This window comes from Leifsonia soli (assembly GCF_013408745.1).
GTDB classification, from domain to species: Bacteria; Actinomycetota; Actinomycetes; order Actinomycetales; family Microbacteriaceae; genus Leifsonia; species Leifsonia soli.
In genome coordinates this window covers 3761894-3782181 of record NZ_JACCBJ010000001.1, presented here as the reverse complement: position 1 = coordinate 3782181, position 20288 = coordinate 3761894, and the positions used below count along the sequence as shown (strand labels likewise).

The 20288-nt window shown below is 68.5% G+C and carries 21 protein-coding genes and 1 tRNA gene; 5 read left to right on the top strand and 17 right to left on the bottom strand.

The features are described 5' to 3' along the window. The 11 genes from BJ963_RS18390 to BJ963_RS18340 all read right to left on the bottom strand — a co-directional run bounded on the left by BJ963_RS18390 (window position 1) and on the right by BJ963_RS18340 (window position 9465). Complete coding sequence (locus BJ963_RS18390) at window positions 1-537, bottom strand: GNAT family N-acetyltransferase (RefSeq protein WP_179457880.1); 537 nt, start codon at window positions 535-537, stop codon at window positions 1-3. A 96-nt stretch (window positions 538-633) separates the two neighbouring features. Continuing rightward, the gene (locus BJ963_RS18385; RefSeq protein ID WP_231946863.1) at window positions 634-2628 is read right to left on the bottom strand and encodes a S53 family peptidase; all 1995 of its coding nucleotides are present in this window, start codon (window positions 2626-2628) and stop codon (window positions 634-636) included. Between the two features lie 143 nt (window positions 2629-2771). After that, a complete protein-coding gene (locus tag BJ963_RS18380; protein WP_179457879.1) occupies window positions 2772-3602 on the bottom strand; it encodes a hypothetical protein in 831 nt (276 codons plus the stop codon). Further along, window positions 3583-4563 (bottom strand): type IV toxin-antitoxin system AbiEi family antitoxin, encoded by a 981-nt coding sequence (locus BJ963_RS18375; protein ID WP_179457878.1) that lies wholly within the window; start codon window positions 4561-4563, stop codon window positions 3583-3585. The genes BJ963_RS18380 and BJ963_RS18375 overlap by 20 nt, the downstream gene beginning before the upstream one ends. A gap of 144 nt (window positions 4564-4707) precedes the next feature. After that, complete coding sequence (gene rplA, locus BJ963_RS18370) at window positions 4708-5397, bottom strand: 50S ribosomal protein L1 (RefSeq protein ID WP_018189752.1); 690 nt, start codon at window positions 5395-5397, stop codon at window positions 4708-4710. Window positions 5398-5469: 72 nt separating this feature from the next. Next, complete coding sequence (gene rplK, locus BJ963_RS18365) at window positions 5470-5901, bottom strand: 50S ribosomal protein L11 (RefSeq protein WP_018189751.1); 432 nt, start codon at window positions 5899-5901, stop codon at window positions 5470-5472. A gap of 119 nt (window positions 5902-6020) precedes the next feature. After that, window positions 6021-6944 (bottom strand): transcription termination/antitermination protein NusG, encoded by a 924-nt coding sequence (gene nusG / locus BJ963_RS18360; protein WP_089913994.1) that lies wholly within the window; start codon window positions 6942-6944, stop codon window positions 6021-6023. A 53-nt stretch (window positions 6945-6997) separates the two neighbouring features. Next, entirely contained in the window at window positions 6998-7270 is a 273-nt protein-coding gene (gene secE / locus BJ963_RS18355) for a preprotein translocase subunit SecE (RefSeq protein ID WP_018189749.1), read from the bottom strand. A 42-nt stretch (window positions 7271-7312) separates the two neighbouring features. After that, a tRNA-Trp gene (locus BJ963_RS18350) sits at window positions 7313-7385 on the bottom strand. Between the two features lie 200 nt (window positions 7386-7585). Continuing rightward, window positions 7586-8260 (bottom strand): LuxR C-terminal-related transcriptional regulator, encoded by a 675-nt coding sequence (locus tag BJ963_RS18345; protein ID WP_179457877.1) that lies wholly within the window; start codon window positions 8258-8260, stop codon window positions 7586-7588. Beyond that, on the bottom strand, window positions 8257-9465 hold the full coding sequence (locus BJ963_RS18340; protein WP_179457876.1) for an ATP-binding protein: 1209 nt from the start codon (window positions 9463-9465) through the stop codon (window positions 8257-8259). The genes BJ963_RS18345 and BJ963_RS18340 overlap by 4 nt, the downstream gene beginning before the upstream one ends. A gap of 116 nt (window positions 9466-9581) precedes the next feature. On the opposite strand from BJ963_RS18340, the gene BJ963_RS18335 reads away from it, so the two are divergent. The 3 genes from BJ963_RS18335 (at window position 9582) to BJ963_RS18325 (ending at window position 13460) form a co-directional block, all read left to right on the top strand. Further along, entirely contained in the window at window positions 9582-10841 is a 1260-nt protein-coding gene (locus tag BJ963_RS18335) for a PspC domain-containing protein (protein ID WP_179457875.1), read from the top strand. A gap of 37 nt (window positions 10842-10878) precedes the next feature. Continuing rightward, window positions 10879-11277, top strand: coding sequence for a hypothetical protein (locus BJ963_RS18330; RefSeq protein ID WP_179457874.1), 399 nt, complete (start codon window positions 10879-10881; stop codon window positions 11275-11277). A gap of 92 nt (window positions 11278-11369) precedes the next feature. Continuing rightward, window positions 11370-13460 carry a RecQ family ATP-dependent DNA helicase gene (locus BJ963_RS18325; protein ID WP_179457873.1) on the top strand — a complete coding sequence of 697 codons (2091 nt, stop codon included), beginning with the start codon at window positions 11370-11372 and terminating at the stop codon, window positions 13458-13460. Window positions 13461-13545: 85 nt separating this feature from the next. Here BJ963_RS18325 and BJ963_RS18320 read toward each other — a convergent pair whose 3' ends face one another. The 4 genes from BJ963_RS18320 to BJ963_RS18305 all read right to left on the bottom strand — a co-directional run bounded on the left by BJ963_RS18320 (window position 13546) and on the right by BJ963_RS18305 (window position 16497). Then, window positions 13546-14367 (bottom strand): hypothetical protein, encoded by an 822-nt coding sequence (locus BJ963_RS18320; protein ID WP_179457872.1) that lies wholly within the window; start codon window positions 14365-14367, stop codon window positions 13546-13548. Between the two features lie 122 nt (window positions 14368-14489). Beyond that, the gene (locus BJ963_RS18315) at window positions 14490-15629 is read right to left on the bottom strand and encodes a UDP-N-acetylmuramate dehydrogenase (RefSeq protein ID WP_179457871.1); all 1140 of its coding nucleotides are present in this window, start codon (window positions 15627-15629) and stop codon (window positions 14490-14492) included. Further along, the gene (locus tag BJ963_RS18310) at window positions 15626-16051 is read right to left on the bottom strand and encodes a MaoC family dehydratase (RefSeq protein WP_089914019.1); all 426 of its coding nucleotides are present in this window, start codon (window positions 16049-16051) and stop codon (window positions 15626-15628) included. The genes BJ963_RS18315 and BJ963_RS18310 overlap by 4 nt, the downstream gene beginning before the upstream one ends. Further along, window positions 16051-16497 (bottom strand): FAS1-like dehydratase domain-containing protein, encoded by a 447-nt coding sequence (locus BJ963_RS18305; protein WP_179457870.1) that lies wholly within the window; start codon window positions 16495-16497, stop codon window positions 16051-16053. The genes BJ963_RS18310 and BJ963_RS18305 overlap by 1 nt, the downstream gene beginning before the upstream one ends. Before the next feature lie 1055 nt (window positions 16498-17552). Here BJ963_RS18305 and BJ963_RS18300 point away from each other — a divergent pair. Beyond that, entirely contained in the window at window positions 17553-18536 is a 984-nt protein-coding gene (locus BJ963_RS18300; RefSeq protein WP_179457869.1) for a hypothetical protein, read from the top strand. A gap of 255 nt (window positions 18537-18791) precedes the next feature. Next, entirely contained in the window at window positions 18792-19064 is a 273-nt protein-coding gene (locus BJ963_RS18295) for a hypothetical protein (protein WP_179457868.1), read from the top strand. Between the two features lie 31 nt (window positions 19065-19095). On the opposite strand, the gene BJ963_RS18290 is transcribed toward BJ963_RS18295, so the two are convergent. Both BJ963_RS18290 and BJ963_RS18285 read right to left on the bottom strand, forming a co-directional pair. Then, window positions 19096-19749 carry a hypothetical protein gene (locus BJ963_RS18290; RefSeq protein ID WP_179457867.1) on the bottom strand — a complete coding sequence of 218 codons (654 nt, stop codon included), beginning with the start codon at window positions 19747-19749 and terminating at the stop codon, window positions 19096-19098. A 2-nt stretch (window positions 19750-19751) separates the two neighbouring features. Then, window positions 19752-20123: a PH domain-containing protein gene (locus tag BJ963_RS18285; protein ID WP_179458215.1), complete on the bottom strand. Its 372-nt coding sequence runs from the start codon at window positions 20121-20123 to the stop codon at window positions 19752-19754. Between the last annotated feature and the right edge of the window lie 165 nt (window positions 20124-20288).

Genomic DNA, 20288 nt, shown 5'->3' with positions numbered 1-20288 from the left:
CTACGGAAGCGCCCGCTCCATCACCCAGTCGTCCTCGTAGCGGTCGCCGACCAGGAAGCGCTTGGCTCCGACGCGCTCGAAGCCGTGCTTGCCGTAGAAGCGCTGCGCTCGGGCGTTCTCCTCGTTGACGCCCAGCCACATCCCCCCGGCTCCCGCTTCGGCGCCCGCCCGCAGGCTCTCGGCCATGAGCCGGCTCGCGACGCCCTCGCCGTGGTGGCCGGGCAGCACATAGCACTTGCTCAGCTCGGCGGTGGGATGGATGCGGAGGCAGCCGCGCACGTCGGCATCCGCCGGGTCGCCCAGGTTGACCATGGTGTATCCGACCGCGACGCCCGCCTCGTCCTCCGCGATGAGCAGCCGGCGCGACGCGTCGGCGAGGTACTCGGCGAACCGCTGCTTCGAGAGCACGGTCGCGATGAACGCCGCCTTCGCCTCCTCGGTCGTGTGCGGCGGGCAGGCGAGCGGGAAGGTCGCGGCGGCGACCGCGGCGAGGGCGGCGGCGTCTCCGGCGACGGCGGGGCGGATGGTGACGGTCACCCCGTCAGCCTAGCCAGCGCGCGGCCGACCCTCCGCACGCGGCGGACCGGCCGCCTCCGATCGGGACACGGCCGGTCCGTGGTGCGCATTGCGTGGCTAGTGCCTACCCTGGGCCACCCAACTGAGCAGGTCGAAGGAGACACCGCCGAGGCCGGTCACCGGGTCGTATCCCTTCGCCGTCTTCAGCGAGGTGTCCTGATCCATCGACACCAGGTAGGTGTTGCCGCTGATCGCGCTCGTGTAGACCAGCGCCTGCGTCGGGTTCTGCGGCAGCACGTCGCGGAACGCGTTCGGCAGGATGCGCTTCACGCCGTACAGCGTCGGGTTCGCGAACCCGATGGTCGAGCGCGTCGCCTGCTGCACGATCGCGATCTGGGCGGCGACGATCGGCGAGGCCAGCGACGTTCCGCCGTAGGTCTCGTTGATGTAGTCGCCGGTCGCCAGCGTCGTGTCGTCGATGATCGGGCGGATGCCGATCAGGAACCCGGTGTACGGGTCGGCGAGTGCCGCGACGTCCGGCGAGACGCGCTTGCCGTTCGCGAGCGCAGCGGGGACGATCCCGCGCTGGTAGCCGGGCTGTGCGAACACCGCGCTCGTGCCGCCGCCGGCGCCGCCGACGAACCGCGTGCCCGGGAGGGGCTGCGCGTAGCTGAGCGTGCCGTCGGCGTTCTTGACGATCTGGTCGAACTGGTCGCCCCATCCCGTCTCCCACGCGATCTTGCCGTTCTTGTCGATGCCGGTGCTCGTGCCGCCGACCGAGGTCACCCACGGGGAGGATGCCGGGAAGTCCGGCGACGGGTAGCCGAGGTTCGCGACCTCGTCGCCGTTGTCACCGCTCGAGAAGTACAGGCCGATGCCCTCGCCCGCGGCCTGGAGCTGCAGGTTCACCTCGCCCTGGATCACGTCGGCCGGAACCGCCTCGCCCACGTTGCCGTAGCTGTTGCTGACGATGTTGGCGAGCTTGTTGTCGAGGATCTTCGACATGGCCACATCCAGGCCGCCGCCGCAGTTGAAGCCGCCGACGTAGAGGATGCGAGCCCCCGGTGCGACAGCGTGCACCGACTCGACGTCGAGCGTCTGCTCGCCCTGCCATCCGCTCGGGTACTGGCAGAGCTCCTGGTCGACGAACTCGCTGGGGCTGGGGACGAGCTGCTGGTAGCTGGAGTTGGTCAGCCCGGGCTCGCCGTTCTGCTGCGAGTAGCTGTTGACATCCTTGACGATGGTCGGGCTGGCGTAGGCGTCGATGATCGCCACCGTCTGACCCGAGCCGTTGATGCCGCGCTTGCCGAGGTCGTTCAGGCCGTACGCGCTGCGCAGCTGCTGCGGGGTGTAGCCGCAGTTGTAGGTGCTGTACTGCGTGTTGCCGTTGTACGCCGGCGGGACCGTCACCGTGTGCTCGCCGTAGTAGTGCGAGCACGGCGTCTGGATGACCGGTGCGGCAGCCGCCTTGCGCGCGACCTGCGGTGCGCCGGAGGGGCCCAGGTCGCCCTGCTTGATCGAATCGGGACGCGTCAGCGTGCGCGACTGCTCGATGCTCACACCCGAGACCTTGCCGCCGATGCTGGTCGGCAGCGACGGGGCGGAGGCGGGGGCGACGAGCTGGCGCCCGGCGTAGTTGAACGCGTGCAACGAGGTGCCGAAGATGGAGCCGAGCTGGTCCGGCGTGCCACGGAAGACCACGTACTGGCGGCTGGCCGGGACGGCGGAGATGGTGAGCCCGGCCGCCTTCAGGAAGCTGACCACCGCGTCCGAGTCGGCCTGGGTCGGCGAGAACCTGTCGATCCACTGCTTCGGATTGAGCGCCTTGCGGTAGCCGCGGTCGAGCGGGTTCGAGACCGCCTTCGCGAGCGCCTCGGCGCCCGCCTGGTCGCGGAGCGGAAGGTAGATCTCACCTTCCACCGTCGCGTCGGCCGGTGCGGCGCCGGCGTCGTTCGCCGCGGTCGCCCAGGAGGGGACGGAGCCGGCGTAGGTCACGCGGTCGGCTGCGTTCGCCGCCGATGCCCCCGCCAACGACAAAGCCACCACGGCAGACGTGGTGGCGATGATTCCGAGCGCCCTCTTGTGGAGGGATCCCGTGGTGCGTTGTGCCATGAATGTCATCCTTAGCTCGGACGGACTCGACTTCGAGCCGTCGCGCACGGCGCGCGACAGGAGCGACACTAGACCCCATCGTTCTACCACCGCAACGAGGGGTAGACAGGTCTGTTGCGATCGTTGCCCGAGGAGAAGCATCCTCACGGCGACGTGTCTGAACTCGGGGCCAGGAGCTCCGTCGCGTACGACCGCAGCACGTCTCGGTCTCGCGGCCACAGATTCGTTCCGTGAATGGAGAAGTTGCGGATGAAGAGATCCCTGTCGGTGTCCGCGCAGCGTCGGGCAAGGTCGGCTGCTCTGGGAACTTCGAGGAGGGCCATCGAGTCCGCCCGGAGCAAGGCAACCGCAGCGCGATCCATGTCCAGTTCGAAAGGGAGGAGCAGGGTGCCGTCGTCTGCCCAGAGTCGATCCTCCACGACGGGCCAATTCTGGTACCAGAAGCATGCGACGGCCAGGTCCTTGGCGTCCTTTGCATCTCCGGCAACTGACCGGTCCACCCAGGCGCGCAACTTCAAAGCAGCATAACCGGCCGGCTTCGGTATCCGTATGCTGATCCCGCTCGGCAAGGGGACCACAGCCGCGTCCGAATGCACATCCTCAAAACCGAAGACGCTGATCGGCTCCATTCGGGCGCGCGGAGTTACGACCCCGTCGGGGTTCTCGATCGAGCCGAATGGCATGAGGTCGACTGGCGTTCCGGCAACGAGGAATCGGACGCCGGTACTTCCGGTTGGCCGATAGCGTTCTCGAATCTCCTCGAAAATGGACCAGTCGCGAAGCGCGAGGCCGATATCGGTGTCACGCGTGGCAAGCAATGGGAAACTGAAGCCCAGTGCCGAGTGGATGGCATCTCGGCAGCGCGCGCCGACCAGAAGGATATCGTCGGGGTCGACGCCCACCGACTGCACGAGTTCCTCAGCGATCGCATCAGCCTCGTCGAGCAGACGCGGGTCACAACTGCCGAAGTCCATCGGCCGCCTCTCGGATCTCCAGTGCGACTTCACGCTGTCGAGGGTCACCGGACGCGAGCAAGTCAGCGTAGATCAGAGGCGCGGGAGCGGGCAGCACCCGGAGCGAAGGAGGCTCGCCCTCGGGATTGCGCCAAAATACTCGGCCTACGTGCACGTTCCGATCTCCCGTTGCCACCCATCGGTTGGCTAGCGCAAGCCGGGTGCGGTCGCCCGTGGCATAGGCGGTCAGCGACTGGATTCCTCGCAGCCGGTCGGTCGCAGCGCTCTCTCCGCTCACGTAGACCAGATCCACGGGTTCGAGCGGCCGTCGCAGGTCACCGTGAAACCCAGCAAATCGACTCGGCGCACCCAATGCTGTCGGATACGCAGCAGCCCAGGAATCAAGCAGCAGCCGACCCCGAAGGATCCGACGGCTCTCAAGGTCTAAGTAGCCGTAGTCCGCCAGCACTGCCGTCGTCTCGTAAGCCTGGCCAACGCTCACACCGGCCGCCTCCGCAAGCGCGCGTATCGGAGCCTTCGCAAGCCACGGCCATGCCAGCAACGCCATCACTACCTGCGAACGCTTGACGCTGAAGAGGTTCGCGCCCTTGACCCCGCCACCCACAGGGGATGGGGACTGCTGACGTCGGCCCCGCACGTCAATGAGAAGACCGTCCATCTCGATGTGGGCATTTCCCGCGCGGTCGATGAAGCTGATTCCGGCCTGGCGGAGCGACTCCATAGCTGCCGTCCCGATTCGATGAGCGAGCACCAGGGGATGGCGGTAGCCGGCCACGCGTGCGACCGTCCCAGGAGTCACACGTGGGATAGAGAACAGCGTGATGGGACCCTGAGCAACGCGATGAACGAGATACCCAGCTCTCGCGGATTCGGCCTCCAACGTTTCTAGAGAGGCCGAGTCGAGAGTAATTCCGTATTCATCGAGGCGCGACCGGAACTCTTCGGCGACTTCGCGTTCCATAATCCCTCGCTGTTCATTCCTACGCAATGTTCACTATAACTGAACATCACGAATTTCTGAACAGGCCAGTGGTGGCGCGAACGACGACGGGGTCGGGACCGGCAAGCGGCCCCGACCCCGTCGGAGGATGTTCGCGGAACGAACTCAGATGGCGTTGACGTCCAGCGGGATGCCCGGGCCGAACGTGGTCGACACGGCGCCCTTCTGGATGTAACGGCCCTTCGCGGCGGACGGCTTGAGACGCACGACCTCCTCGAGAGCGGTGGTGATGTTGTCGTTCAGCTGCTCGGCGGTGAAGCCCGCCTTGCCCACGACGAAGTGCACGTTGGCGTGCTTGTCGACGCGGAACTCGATCTTTCCGCCCTTGATGTCGGAGACGGCCTTCGCCACATCCGGCGTGACCGTTCCGGTCTTCGGGTTCGGCATGAGGCCGCGCGGGCCGAGCACCTTGCCGAGGCGACCGACCTGACCCATGAGCTCCGGGGTGGAGACGGCCGCGTCGAAGTCGGTGTACCCGCCGGCGACCTTCTCGATCAGCTCGGCGCCGCCGACCTCGTCCGCACCCGCGGCGATGGCCGCCTCGGCGGCCGGGCCGGTCGCGAACACGATGACGCGGGCGGTCTTGCCCGTACCGTGAGGAAGAATGACGGTACCGCGGACCATCTGGTCCGCCTTGCGCGGGTCCACGCCGAGCTTCAGCGCGACCTCGACGGTCGAGTTGAACTTGGCGGAGCCGGTCTCCTTCGCCAGGGCGACGGCCTCAGCGGGGGTGTAGAACTTTCCGGCCTCGATCTTCTCGGCCGCGGCCCGGTAGGCCTTGGACTTCTGTGCCATGTGATTTCTCCTTACGAGAATGTGGTGCGAGCCTGGCCGGCTCTTCCACGAGATGTCTTGAGGGGGTCGGGCTTACGCCTCGACCGTGATGCCCATCGAGCGGGCGGTGCCTGCGATGATCTTCGACGCCGCGTCGATGTCGTTGGCGTTGAGGTCGACCATCTTCTGCTCGGCGATCTGGCGCACCTGCTCCTGGGTCAGCTTGCCGACCTTGTTGGTGTGCGGGACGCCGGAGCCCTTGGCGACGCCTGCCGCCTTCTTGATGAGCTCTGCCGCCGGCGGGGTCTTCAGGACGAACGTGAACGAACGGTCCTCGTAGACGGTGATCTCGACCGGGATGACGTTGCCGCGCTGCGACTCGGTCGCCGCGTTGTACGCCTTGCAGAACTCCATGATGTTCACGCCGTGCTGACCGAGCGCCGGGCCGATAGGCGGGGCGGGGTTGGCGGCGCCGGCGTTGATCTGAAGCTTGATCAGACCGGTGACCTTCTTCTTCGGTGCCATGTCTCTTCCTTCTTTGTGTATTCGAGCGAGCCGGACCGCGGTCCGCATCGCTCTCCCGGTTTCTCGGCCCTTCCGAGACCCGGTGTTCTGAAAAACAGTGGGGAGGCTCTGAATGTTCCCTAGAGCTTCGTGACCTGGTCGAAGCTGAGCTCGACCGGGGTCTCGCGCTCGAACAGGGAGACGAGCACGGTGAGCTTGCCGCTCTCCGGCTTGATCTCGCTGATGGAGCCCGGGAGGCCTGCGAACGAGCCTTCCTTGATGGTGATGGTCTCGCCGATCTCGAAGTCGACCTCGGCGGGGATGACGCGTGCGGCGGCCTTCTGGCCCTTCGCGGCGCCCTTGGCCGGCGCGGCCTCGACCTGCACGAGGCTCTTCAGCATCGAGAAGGCCTCTTCGAAGCGCAGCGGGGTCGGGTTGTGGGCGTTGCCGACGAACCCGGTGACGCCCGGCGTGTGCCGGACGACCGACCAGCTGTCCTCGTTGAGGTCCATGCGCACCAGCACGTAGCCGGGGATGCGGACGCGGTTGACCATCTTGCGCTGGCCGTTCTTGATCTCGACCACGTCCTCCATGGGGACCTGCACCTCGTAGATGTAGTCCTCCATGTTCATCGAGACCATGCGGTTCTCGATGTTGGACTTCACGCGACGCTCGAACCCGGCGTACGAGTGGATGACGTACCACTTGCCGAGCTTGGCGCGCAGTTCGGCGCGGAACTCCTCATACGGGTCGGTGGAGGTCTCCTCCTCCTCGTCCTCGACCGCTTCGACGGCGGCCTCGGCCTCGTCCACGCTGTCGACCTCGAGCGCCTCGTCGACGGCGCGGTCGGCCTCGGGGTCCACCGCCTCCGCCATGGCGTCGAGCACGGCGTCGAGGTCGATCTCGGTGCCGTCGTCCGCGACGACGTGCAGCGCCTCGTGCTCGGCGGAGTCGGACGCTTCGTCCTCGCTGGCGAGAACGTTGCCGGTCTGCGCCTCGTCGTCCTCGGAGGACTGCTCCGCAGCGGGCGCCCAGTCCACGTCGTCGCGATTCGTCTCAGACACTGAATTCATTCCATTTCTTGTCGGGAGGGCCGGTGCGGCCCGATCGACGTCGTCTATTTCGGGTTTCCGAAGACCCAGACGACACCCATGCCGAACACCCAGTCAAGGAGTGACACGAGAGCCATCATGATCACCACGAACACGAGCACGACGCCGGTGTAGCTGAAGAGCTCCTTGCGGGTCGGCGTGACGACCTTCTTCAGCTCGCCGATGACCTGCCGGATGAACAGGGCGATCCGCGCGAAGGGGTTGCGCCGTGCGGCGCGATCCTTCTTCGCGTTGGCGACGATCTCCTCGCTCGGCTCGTCGATTACCTTTCGGGCCACCTCGTTACACCTTTCGTGGATCGGCACCAGAGTGCCGACTTGCAGGGCGGACAGGAATCGAACCTGCAACCTGCGGTTTTGGAGACCGCTGCTCTGCCAATTGAGCTACCGCCCTAGGGAACCGAATCGCCGACTTCCTGCGCTGGCTGTTCAAGGCTAACCGATCGAACATCCGAACGTGCTGCGGATGCCCGGCCGGAGCGCGGCAGTGCTGCCGTCGCTACACCAGAAAAAGGGCGCAGAAAAGCTTGGCAGATTCAACCACCGCGTCAAGTGTACGGGACGCGGCAGCCCGGCCGCAAAGCGGTCACCGGACTACAGGAGTTTGCGCTCCAGCGCCCACGCGGTGAGCTCGTGCCGGGACGACAGCTGCAGCTTCCGCAGCACCGCGGAGACGTGCGTCTCGACCGTCTTGATGGAGATGAACAGCTCGGCGGCCACCTCCTTGTAGGCGTAGCCGCGTGCGATCAACCGCATGACCTCCCGCTCCCGCGCGGACAGCCGGTCGAGCTCGTCTGTCGACTCCGCCTGCTCGCCGGCGGCCGCCCCGAAGGCGTCCAGCACGAAGCCGGCGAGGCGCGGCGAGAAGACCGCGTCGCCGCCCGCCACCGCGACGACCGCGTCGCTGACCTGACCGCCCGAGCTGCCCTTCGTCAGGTACCCGCGGGCCCCGGCCCGGATGACGCCGACCACGTCCTCCGCCGCATCGGAAACGCTGAGCGCCAGGAAGCGCGTGGACGGCGCCTCCGCGGCCGTCCGGCGCACGACCTCGGCTCCCCCGCCGCCCCCGCCGCCGGGCAGGTGCACGTCGAGCAGCACGACGTCCGGCTGGGTCTGGACGACCACCGCGACCGCCGCATCCACATCGGCCGCCTCGCCGACGACGTGCAGGCGGTCGTCGAGGTCGGCGCGGAGGCCCGAGCGGAAGATGGAGTGGTCGTCCACGATCACCACGGTGACCGGCCGGCCTGCTGCGGTGCTCTCGGTCATGTCGTCTCGCTCGCGATCTCGATGGTCAGCTGGATCTCGGTGCCGCTCTCGCGCGCCGTCACGGTCGCCTGACCGCCGGCGCGGCGCATGCGGCCGATGATCGATTCTCGGACACCGAGGCGCCCCTCGGGAAGCGCCCCGAGGTCGAAGCCCGGTCCCCGGTCGCGGATGAACACATCCACCCGGCCGGACGCGTGCTCGACGTAGACGGACACGTCGCCCCCGGCGTGCCGCGCCGCGTTCAGCATCGCCTCGCGTGCGGCGGCACCCAGCTCGGACGGCGCGTTCCTCACCGGCTCGCCGACCGAGACGACGTCGAACGTGACCGGATGCTCGACCTCCAGAGCCGCGGCGACCTCCCGCAGTTCCGCCGCGAGGTCCCTCCCCTCGGCCGCGGATGCCGCCGCGCCCTCGGTGAACAGCCAGTCGCGCAGTTCGCGCTCCTGTGCGCGGGCGATCCGCCCGACCTCGCTGGTGGCTCCCGCGCGGTTCTGGATCAGCGCGAGCGTCTGCAGCACGGAGTCGTGCAGGTGCGCGGCCATCTCGGCCCGCTGCTCCTCCTTGATGCGCGCCGTCCGCTCGGTGATGAGCTCACGCCACAGCCGCAGTCCCCACGGAGCGACCAGCACGGCCGCGCCGGCGAAGGTGGCGATCAGGATGCCGAGCCACAGCATCCCGGACCCCGCGACGTTCTGCGTGAGCGCGATGGCCAGGGCGATGAGGACGAGGAACGCGCCGCAGACGATCCGGAAGGCCCCGGGAGAGAGCGGTGCGAAGGCGACCGGCTCCTCGTCGGCCAGCTGCTCCCACGCAACGGCGAGCACCAGGAGGGCGGCGCAGGCGACCAGCGTCCCGAAGCCCGGGCCGAGCGCTCCCCCCGCGGCCAGGACGACGGCGGTGATCCCGGCGGCTGCGCCGGCTCCGGCCAGCAGCCAGGGGAGGTTCACCCGCCGACCAACACCATCGGCCGGGTCGAGCCCCGACGCGGCGCGCAGCGGGGTGAGCGCCCAGAGCCAGAGATACAGCAGGATCCCGGCGCCGCCGAGCAGCGTCGCGCCGACGAACGCCCAGCGCACGGCCGCGACCGGCCAGCCGAGATGATCGGCCAGCGCGACGCTCACTCCGCTCACGGCGCACGAGCGCGGCCGGGCCAACGGAGGCCGCGGCAGACCGGCACGCGGACCGGCGGGCGCTGTGGACGACATAGTCAGAATCCAAGCAGACCCCGATCGGACCCGCACCCGATGGGCGCAGCAATCAGGGTCGGCTCAGGGGTTCACCCGATACCCGGGCCCGCACTCCCGACGCCAGGATGGGGACCATGTCACAGAACGACTCGACTCCCCCGGTGGGAACGCCCGCGAACCCCTACGGCGGTCCGCAGACCGGATTCTCCGGCCGCGGAACCCGGTTCTTCGATTGGATGCGCGGCCTCGGCATCGTCCGCGCAGACGGGTGGCTCGGCGGCGTGAGCGCCGGGGTGGCGTACCGCCTGGGCATCGATCCGCTGATCGTGCGCGGCATCATCGTCGTGGCCGGCATCCTCGGCGCACCCGTGCTGCTGCTGTACGCGGCGGCGTGGGCGCTCCTGCCGGACCGCGACGGCCGCATCCACCTGCAGCAGCTGTTCGACGGGGACTTCCAGCCGCCGATGGTCGCGATCGGCGTGATGGCGCTGCTGTCGCTTCTGCCGTGGACGAGCGGCGTCTGGTGGGCGGACGGGCCGTTCTGGAACGTACCGGTCTGGGGCGATGCGATCGGCCGCGTGATCTGGACGCTGGTGGTGATCGGCGCGGTGGTCGCGCTGATCGTGGTGGCCGTGCGGAACTCGGATGCCCGGGCCGCCGCGCGGACGGCGGGTGGCGCGGCGACGACGGGGGCGGCGACGGCCGATGCGGCGAGCGCCTCCATGGCCGATGCGGCTCCGGCCGCGTCGACGTCGACAGAGCAGCCGAGCGATGGGGATGCGGCCGGGACCCCGTCGACGACCGTGCCGGCGGCGAGCGCAGCACCTGCTCCTGCTCCGCAGCTCGACATCGCCGCGGAGCCGACGGCGCCTCCCGCTCCGCGCCTCGGCGCCTCGCCCGACGAGGTCGCGGACTGGCAGCAGCGGCAGGCGCAGTGGCGCGCGGAGCACGCGGCCTGGAAGCAGCGCCTCGCCGCGGACATGCGCGCGGTCAAGGCGCAGCGGTCGGCCGAGCTCCGGACGCAGGTCGCCACCGCGACGGCCGAGGCCGCCGCGCGCCGCGAGGCCTACCGGGCCGCGAATCCGCGGGTGGGCGCGGCAGTGGGCTGGCTGACCGTCGGGCTGGCGCTCGTCGCCGGGTCGCTGGTGGCCATCGTGTGGCCGCAGCTCGCCGACGTCGGCCGCTTCACCACGGCCGCCGGGCTCGCCGCCGCCACGCTCGTCGTCGGCGTCGTCGTGCTCATCGCCGGGCTGGCCCGACGCCGCAGCGGGTTCCTCATCTTCCTCGGGATCCTGCTCGCAGCATTGACCGCCGCCGCGCTGTTCCTCGCGGGCGACACCGTCGCCGGCATCCACCTGACGAGCGTCGGGCTGCCCGCGCTCCTCCAGCGCTGAGACCGTGCTGGACCAGAAACGACCGGGAGAGACGACCATGACCGACCAGAACCCGCTGAACGCACCGCAGGGGCCGCAGAAGCCGCAGGAGTCTTCGCCTGCCGAGACATCGCCCCTCGCGGATGTGCCGTTCACCGCATCCACGACCCCGCCGGCGAGCCCCGCCTACGCGGCGCCGCTCGCGCCCGCGGGCGACGCGCCCGTGCGCTGGGGCGGTGTCGTGTGGGGACTGCTGCTGACGCTGTTCGCCGGCGCCACCCTCTACGTCCTGGCATCGGCGGAGCGTGTCCGGGAGGCGGCCGACTGGATCGCGGCACTCACGCCGGGCTCCGCCTGGGCGCTCGGCGCCGCCGTGATCGGGCTCGTCATCGTGGTATCCGCGTTGCTCGGGGGAATCCGCGCGTCGCAGCGCAGGCGCGTGCGCGCGCGGATCTGAGCGGTTTTCTCCACAGAACACACCCGACGCCCGTTCTCCACCGATGTCATCGGAGGGGAGCGGGCGTCAGGCGTGCCTGACACGATGGCACCATGACCACTGCAACAGATGCCCTCACCAGCCTCCGCGCCCTCGTCGGGCGCCCGGAGGCCGAGTTCCACGACGGGCAGTTCGAGGCCATCGGCGCTCTGGTCGACGACCACCGGCGGGCCCTGGTCGTACAGCGAACGGGGTGGGGCAAGTCGGCCGTCTACTTCGTGGCCACCATGCTGCTCCGGGCGCGGGGTGCCGGGCCGACGATCCTCGTCTCGCCGCTGCTCGCGCTCATGCGCGACCAGGTGGCGGCGGCCGAGCGCGCCGGCGTGCGCGCGGTCACCATCAACTCGTCCAACCGTCACGAGTGGGAGGATGTGGCGGCCCGCCTCCGGGAGGACTCGGTCGACGTCCTCCTGGTGTCGCCGGAACGCTTGAACAATCCCGACTTCCGCGACACGCAGCTCCCCGCGCTGGTAGACCGCAGCGGGCTCCTGGTGGTGGACGAGGCCCACTGCATCTCGGATTGGGGCCATGATTTCCGGCCCGACTACCGCCGGCTCCGCGACCTGATCGGGCGGCTTCCGGACGGCGTGCCCGTGCTGGCGACCACCGCGACGGCGAACGAGCGCGTCGTGGCCGACGTGGTCGAGCAGCTGGGCGTCGGTCGGGAGGCCGAGGTCGTGACGATCCGCGGCCCCCTGGCCCGGCGATCGCTGCGCCTGGGAGTGCTCCCCCTGCCCGACGCCACCGCGCGGCTCGCCTGGCTGGCCGGCCATCTGGGCGATCTCCCCGGCAGCGGCATCGTGTACACGCTGACGGTGTCGGCGGCGGAGGACACCGCGCGCGTGCTTCGCCGCGCCGGCCACGAAGCGCACGCGTACACCGGCCAGACGGACACCGCAGAGCGCGAGGACTTGGAGGGCCGGCTCAAGCGCAACGAGGTCAAGGTGCTCGTGGCCACGAGCGCCCTCGGCATGGGATTCGACAAGCCCGACCTGGGGTTCGTCGTGCACCTGGGGGCTCCTTCGTCGCCGGTCGCCTACTACCAGCAGGTGGGCCGAGCGGGCCGCGCGACCGAGAACGCCGACGTTCTGCTGCTGCCGGGTCCGGAGGACCGGGCCATCTGGCAGTACTTCGCGACCGCATCCATGCCGTCGCGCGAGAAGGCCGCGGCGGTCCTCGAGGCCCTGGGGTCGGAGCCGCTGTCGACACGGGTGCTGGAGAGCCGTGTCGACCTCCGCGCGTCCACTCTCGAACTGCTGCTGAAGGTGCTCGACGTCGACGGCGCCGTGCGCCGGGTGAGCGGCGGCTGGGTCTCGACGGGCGCTCCGTGGGAGTACGACGAAGAGCGGTACGCCCGCATCGCCGCCGCCCGCGAGGCGGAGCAGCAGTCGATGCTCGACTACGAGTCGACGTCCGCGTGCCGGATGGAGTTCCTGCAGCGCGCTCTCGACGACCCGGACGCCGGGCCGTGCGGCCGCTGCGACAACTGCGCGGGCGTCTGGTACCCGACGGAGGTCGACGGCAGCGCGGCGGGCGAGGTCGGCACGATCCTCGATCGGGTCGGCGTCGAGGTCGAGCCGCGCAAGCTGTGGCCGACCGGTGCGGACCGTCTCGGAGTCCCGGTGAAGGGCAAGCTCGCGGCCGGTCAGCAGCTCGAGCCGGGCAGAGCGCTCGCCCGGTTGACCGACCTGGGCTGGGGAGGGCGGCTGCGCGACCTGCTCGCAGAGGACGCACCCGACCAGCCCGTGCCTCCGGCGGTTCTCGACGCCTGTGTGCGGGTGCTCGCCGATTGGGACTGGAATGCGCGCCCGGGCGTGGTCGCCGCGATGCCGTCGCGGCGGCGGCCCGTCTTCATCGAATCCCTCGCCCGAGGGCTCGCGGGCATCGGCCGTCTCCCGTACGCCGGAACGCTGGAGTGGCGCGGCGGCCCGCCGTCCGGAGCACCCGGCGGCAACAGCGCCTTCCGGCTGGCATCCGTCTGGAACCGGTTCTCCGCCGACGGGCTCGACCTGCCCGCCGGCGTCCCGGTTCTCCTCGTCGACGATCTCGTGGACCGTCGCTGGACCATCACGGTCGCCGGTCAGGAGCTCGTCCGGGTCGGCGCCGGCGCCGTGCTGCCGTTCGCGGCCGCCGTGCGCAGCTGAGCGGCGCCCCGCGGTGCTCGCCCGAACAGCGGTCGAGACGACACACAGGGGTGAGCGCCGCGCGAGCGCTCACCCCCGTGTGCGATCAGATGAAGTCGCCTCCGCCGAAATCGCCTCCGCCGAAGTCGCCACCGCCGAAGCCGCCCCAGTCGCCGCCGCCGCCCCAATCGCCTCCGGAGACGTCGCCGCCGCCTGCGTCGCCGCCACCGGTGTCGCCACCCCAGCCGGCCGCGTCGACCGAGCCGTCACCGGCGCCGCCGTCACCAGCGCCGCCATCGCCGCCCTGGTCGCCGCCGTTGTCGTTACCGCCCTGGTCGTTCGCGTTCTGGTTGTCGCCGTTCTGGTCGCCGGAGCCGCCGTCCGCCTGGTCGGCGCCCGGCGCGGGAAGAAAGGCGCTGACCAGCGCGGAACCGATCACGTAGCCCGCGACGCTTCCGAGCAGGGAGCTCGCGAACATGCTGCCGAAGCCCGCTCCACCGAATCCGGGGCGACCCGCGCCACCGGCGCCTCCGGCACCGCCGCCGAGGGCGCGCTCGAGCGTTCCGGGCTGGCGGAGTTCGGAACGGGTCGCCGCCTGAGCCAGAGACCGCGGGTCGTCGCCGCGGGGCTGCTCCCCCGCCGGCGCGCTCTCGCTGAGCTGCTGGAACAGCAGCCGACGCTGGTCGGGCGTCAGCTTGGTGAACGCCTCCTCATGCACCTGCTCGATGGTCTCCGGCGGAGCCGTGCGGAGCAGGTAGCGGTAGCGCTCCACCGCGATCTCGTCCTCACTGCGGGCCGGGGGCTGACCGGACGGCTGCGCTGGTGCCTGGCCCTGCCCTCCGCCGTACGGCGGGTAGGCGGTGCTCTGCGTCTGCGTGCCGTTCGGGCGCGGTTCCTCGCGTCCGAGCAGGCGGTCCAGGAATCCCATGTCGTTCCCTCCGGTCCCTCCCGGCGCACACGCGCCGTGTCGGGTTCAGCCTACGGAGCGCGGCGTGAGAAAACTCTCAGAGTTCGATGGGTGTCGGCCAGGCACGAGATGCGAGATCGCCGTCAGAGGTCGAGCCCGACCATCACCGGCTCCGGCTGCAGAACAACGCCGAACTCGGACTGCACCCGCGACTGGATGAACGACGCCAGCTGGGCGACATCTGCCGCGGTCGCTCCGCCGCGGTTGACGATGGCGAGCGTGTGCTTGGACGAGATCGCCGCACCGGACCCCGGCAGTGCGAACCCGCGGTGGATGCCCGCGTTCTCGATCAGCCACGCCGCGCTGAGCTTCACGGTGTACTCGGCGGCGGCGAGCGGAGGGACATCGAAAGGGTGCACACCTCCGAGCGGGATGTCCATCACCGTGTCGGCCTCCGGCGGAACCTGCGGCCACCGGGGGGCGTTCGCCGGAAGCGTGCGCGCGAAGCCCTCCGACACGATCGGGTTGGTGAAGAACGATCCGGAGCTGACCGAGTCGCGGTCGGCCGGGTCGAGCACCATCCCCTTCGACGACCGCAGGGCGAGCACGGCGCGACGCAGCTCCGCCACCGGCACCCGGGCACCGAGCGGGACGCCGAGGGCGTCCGCCAGCTGCGCATACGCCACCGGCGCGCTCAACGGCGCGCCGACCTCGCCGGGGACCGCACCGTCGGACAGTTCCAGGTCCACCGAGAGCACCACGCCGCCCCGCCCGCGCTTGAGAGCCGACGTGCGGTACCCGAGCCCCAGCTCCTGGCGGGTCAGGTACACGATCTCGTCCGACATGTCGTCGAGGAACTCGACGCCGACGAGCGCGGACTCGAGCTCCTGGCCGTACGCCCCGATGTTCTGCACGGGAGCGGCGCCGGTGGACCCGGGGATGCCGCTGAGCGCTTCGATCCCCGACCACCCGTTGCGCACGGTCAGCGCGACGAGCTCGTCCCACGGCTCTCCCGCCTGCACCCGGAGCCGGATCCGCCCGTCCGGTGCGGGCAGCCGCTCGACGCCGCGGGTGCGGATGTGGATGACGGTTCCGTCGAAACCGTCATCGCTCGCCACCGTGTTCGAGCCGCCGCCGAGCAGCAGTCGATCCTCGCCGGTATCGCGCGCTTCGCGCACCGCATCCACGAGGGCGTCACGGTCATCGGCGACGACGAGCCGGTGGGGCACCCCGCCGACGCGGATGGTGGTCAGGTCGGCGAGTGCCGGCGTCGCGTCGGTCATGCCAGCCGGACGCGGACCTGCGCCTTGCCGAGCACCGTCTCGCCGCCGAACGTCGTCGTCAGGTCGATGCGCGCCACGCGCGCTTCGGCATCCAGCTGGCCTACCTTGGCGGACACGGTCACGGTGGCGCCGTCCGTCGGGTCGACGACCACCGGGCGGGTGAACCGCACCTGGTAGTCCGCGACCAGCGCCGGGTCGCCCGCCCAGTCGACGACGGGCTGCACGGCGAGTCCCATCGTCAGCATGCCGTGCGCGATGACGCCGGGGAGCCCGACCGAGGTCGCGATGTCGTCCCGGTAGTGGATGGGGTTGAAGTCGCCGGAGGCGCCCGCGTAGCGGACGAGGGAGTCGCGGGTCAGTTCGACCGTGCGCTCGGCGACCACGTCGCCGACGGCGAGGGTGTCGAAGTCGGGAGTGGCCATCATTCGTCTCCTCGTAGGACCAGGGTGGAGGTGGCGGTCACCACGTGCGCGCCGTCGGCGTCGACGATGGTCGACTCGGCGGTGACCATCGAGTGCGCGCCGAGGCTCTTCACGGAGGTCACCCGCAGGGTCGCGGTCAACTCGTCGCCGGCGAACACCGGGCGTGAGAAGGTGAACCGCTGGTCGCCGTGGACGACGCGGCTGAAGTCGATTCCCGCGTCGGGTTCGGAGAGCAGCTGCGCGAGGGTCGCCTCCTGCACGACGACCGGGAAGGTCGGCGGGGCCACCAGGTCGGGATGCCCGGCAGCGCGGGCCGCTTCCACGTCGTGGTTGATCGGGGAGGTGGCGAAGACCGCGCGGGCGAACTCGCGTACTTTCTCTCGCCCGACGAGGTACGGCCGGGTGGGCGGGAACTCACGCCCCTGCAGCTCTGGGTTCACTGGCACCCGACGATTCTACCGGCGCGCCCCTCGCCGGTTCCTGGCACCCGCGAACGCAGAAGACCCCGGAGGCCATTGAGGCCTCCGGGGTCTTCGTGCTCGGTGCTAGCGCCTTACTGGCAGCTGTCGCACTGCAGCAGGTCCATGGGGTCGACGGGAACCGAGTAGCCGCCAACGCTGTCGTTTTCGTAGTCCATGATGGCCTCCCCTAGAAGTCTTGGTGATCCGCGTTCCCGCGGTGTTCACCCACTATATAACCCGAATGACACGATTGTCATTCCACTACATGTTGTGTTTTGGGGATTTTTTCTCGCTGCCCCCAGAGTAGGGGAGACCACCGACATTGATAGGTCTCAGCTCCCGTGAGAGGCGTCTCGCGGTATCGCGGCGTCGTCGCAGGTCAGATGGTCTTTTTGCTCGGAATCTCAGGCATTTGGTTTCTTTGCGATGACACTCTTGGGGTTGCTGTTACCCGCGCACTCGCAATCTCAGAGGGTCGATTTCGGCGTGTCGCAATCACACGCGTCGGCGATGAGCGCGATGAGCGAGCTGGGTACTGCGAGCCAGCAGTGTGGCCCGTCTTGGGACGCGGTCGCTCATCAGCGAGTGTCTGCTGAATCGCCCATGTCCGGGAGCGTCGGTGGCGCAGCGGCTCCATGCCATGAGTGCGGGTGGCGGAATTTGTTCTTCTCCGCGTCGTCCGTCAACTCGCGCTTGCTAGTGATAATGGCCGCCGTTGAAGTATCGGCTTTGCGGGAGCGGCCGTCGTCGGTGGCGCCTAGTGTCTCGTAGGTCGAGCTTTCAGCCCGCGTTCGAAAGCGTTCCTTGCCTTGTCCCAGCTTTCGAAGGGCGCCCGACTTCCAGCTGGGGCGTCTGCTTGCTCGCAGCGGTGACCGGCCGTGCGATATCCGCTCCATTAGAGTTGGGCTGCCGGCTACTGCTTGGCTCCGCCTTGAGTGAGCCGCGTTGGCGCTGACCATTTTTCGCAACCTGCTGGTCGAGAGCCGGCTTCAACGTTCAGACCCCAAGTGAAGAATGTGGACTCGATGCCCAGGGTATATGTGACCAGCAAGGCCGACCCGTTGGGGGACGCGAAGACGCTCGTCGCGGACTACAAGAGGGCTCGCAGCGACTACCTCACAGGCCTTTGGTATCAGATGCTGCTTGTCTGCGCACTGGTGGCCGTTCTCGCCACCGGGGTTTGGGTTGTCGGCCACTTGCCGGAGGCGCGGCTTGAGTTGGCGGTCACAGGCGAGCAAAGCCTGCTCGCCCTTACAGTGCTCGCCGCGATCGCGTTAGCTCTTCAGGTGGTGGTCCGCAATTCCACCGATTCAATGCCTGATCTGGCTAGGTCTCGGGTTCTCGAGTTCGCGTCTGTGATCGTCGGCAGCGCATCATTTGGGGTTGCCGCCCTGAGCACCTGGCATGAAGCGATGAAGTCCCCGCAATCCGTGTTCGGAGTCCTGTGCCCTGCTCTGGTGGGTGCAGCGGTGGTTCTAGTTGCGGCTGACGCTTCCGCTAGGACGCGCACCGATCTAGCGGCGGCGCAGGATTTGGTTGCGCGCGTGCACCTCAATAAGTGGCTGCGGTCGCGCGGTGGTCGCGCTCGTCTCGGATCGCGCCGCTTGCTCCCGTTCGAGTTGTGCGCGGTGGTTCTTCTCGGAGGGTGTGCTGCGGTCATTGCCATCGAAGCATGGGCGACCGGTAAGGCGGACGCTTCCAACTTGGCTGCGGCTGGGTACCTAGGTGCCGTCGGCTTGTGTCTTGCAACTTCTGCGTTCGCAATGTGGGTGACCGGTTCGAGGCTGTTTGTCGTCCCTGGGCTTGCGTACATTCTCGTCGTCCTGCTGGTTGGGTGGGTAGTCGCAGGTGGGACAAACTCCCATGAACTCCTTGGACTGGTGCCTCTGGCTGTGACGATTGTCGTTCTCGCACCGATTGCGTCTCTACGTCACGTTTTGGGCTGGTGGTACCGCAACGAACTGCGGCGCACTGACGAGGCGTTGGCGAAAGCAGGGTTGGCCGGAGACGCTCAGTTCGAATGATTGTCCTGGTTTGCCTCGAGCCGAGCATTATCGTGCTTGAGGAACTGCCAGATACTCACGGCCAACATGATGGCTGGGACAATTAGCAGTGCATCCATAAGCCTTCCTCCTTGCTTCTAGTCGTCGGTGAAACACTGTTCGACCAATAAATGCGGCGAACCGCGAACGATCAGGGGCCATGCTGCTCATCCTTGGCTCGGTTCGCTCCCCTGACCGCGTCTGGGCTCGCCGGCGAGCCTCGCCCGGGTAGAGAGCATGGAGCATCCGCGCGAATGTTGCTGGCTGCTGACGCGGCGCTTGCTAGCTGATGTCAACGAGCTGCTTCCGGACCGCCGCCGCTACCTCGACGTCGTTGCGCCAGGTTGGAACTTCCCGCTGACGTACGAGGACGTCGAGCATGCGCTTTCGGTCGTGGACCCAGAGCTGAACGAAGCGTTGACGACCTGGTTCAACGAGCGGACGCTCAACCTGGCTCCGCTCACCCTGGGCCAGCTCCGTCGGTTGGCGGTGTCGTCAGAGCTCTACTGAGGCCCGTTCAGCCTGGGCCGCGCTAGCTAAGTCAGGCGTCCTCGAGAACGAACGGCTTTCGGACGTACGGTTCTGGACTGTCCGGCAGCGGACCGTCGACGTCACCGTTGATTACCTGTCGGCGGCGGTCGACCACGTTAAGCGCTTCGACGGTCTGACCGTCTTTGAGTTTGCCTGCGCGCCAGGAGACGAGTACACGCCGGACGTTGTTGTACTCCTCTACTGACTTGTCTGGGTTTCTGATGAAGGTGAGTTCGTAGAGCACTTGGCGTGCGCGCTCTGCGACGATGCGTTCGCTCTTGCGGGTAATGACGACGAGGGCTTCTACCGCGGTGTCGAGCTCGGCGCGATCCGGTTCGGGTGTGAGTGTGACTCGCTCCACCCACCCTTGTTGGACTGCCATGATCGATTGCTCCGCTCTTGCCCGAAGGCTTTGCTGGAACATCCGGTATTCGCGGGTGTAGGTCTGAATCCCTCGGATCAGTGCGACGGCGGCTGCGTCGATGTCACCTCGTCGTCGGGTTCGCAGTTCGTGTCTGTAGAGGACGATGCTGACGAGCGCGGCCGCGGCCGCACCTACGACGGTTGCGAGGACTGTCGCGACGAACCCGTCCCAGTCGAAGCCCGTTAGCGAGTCGGCGAGGCGGGCGACTTGGCATGCGAGGTCATTGTGGTGACAGCTCATGGTTAGTGCGAGTGCAGGACAGCCCACGCGATGAGGCTGTCGAGGCGGCGGACGTCGGCGCCTCGACCGAGTTTGATCTTGATGTGCCCTGCACGGGTCCAGAGCTCGACCTCTGCGTTGAGGTCGAGCTTGCCGGCGTTCTCCGACGACCACATGTTGATCGCACTGTAGGGCAGAGAATAGATTTCCACTTTCTTCCCGGTGACTCCTTGTGCGTCACGCACGATCAGACGCTTTGTCGTGAAGATGGCCGAGTCGCGGAACGTCTTGAACGCGGCAACGGCCTGTTCACCTTCGACGAGAAGTTGGTTGACGTCGTCGGGGATCGGGATTTCGTTCTGCAGGGTCCAGGCGGTGATCGGAGCGGTTTCCATCACGATAGGTTCGCGAATCGGCGGCCGACGTCGCGAGTCCCCTTGCGGGGCACAAACCGGGCAGCCGGTACGGGCCGGCCCGTCGACGCTCGCCATGCCGCCACGCCAGTGATAACAGCGACTACTTGCCGGCTACTTGGACACGTTGATCCGCAGCTGTCCCGC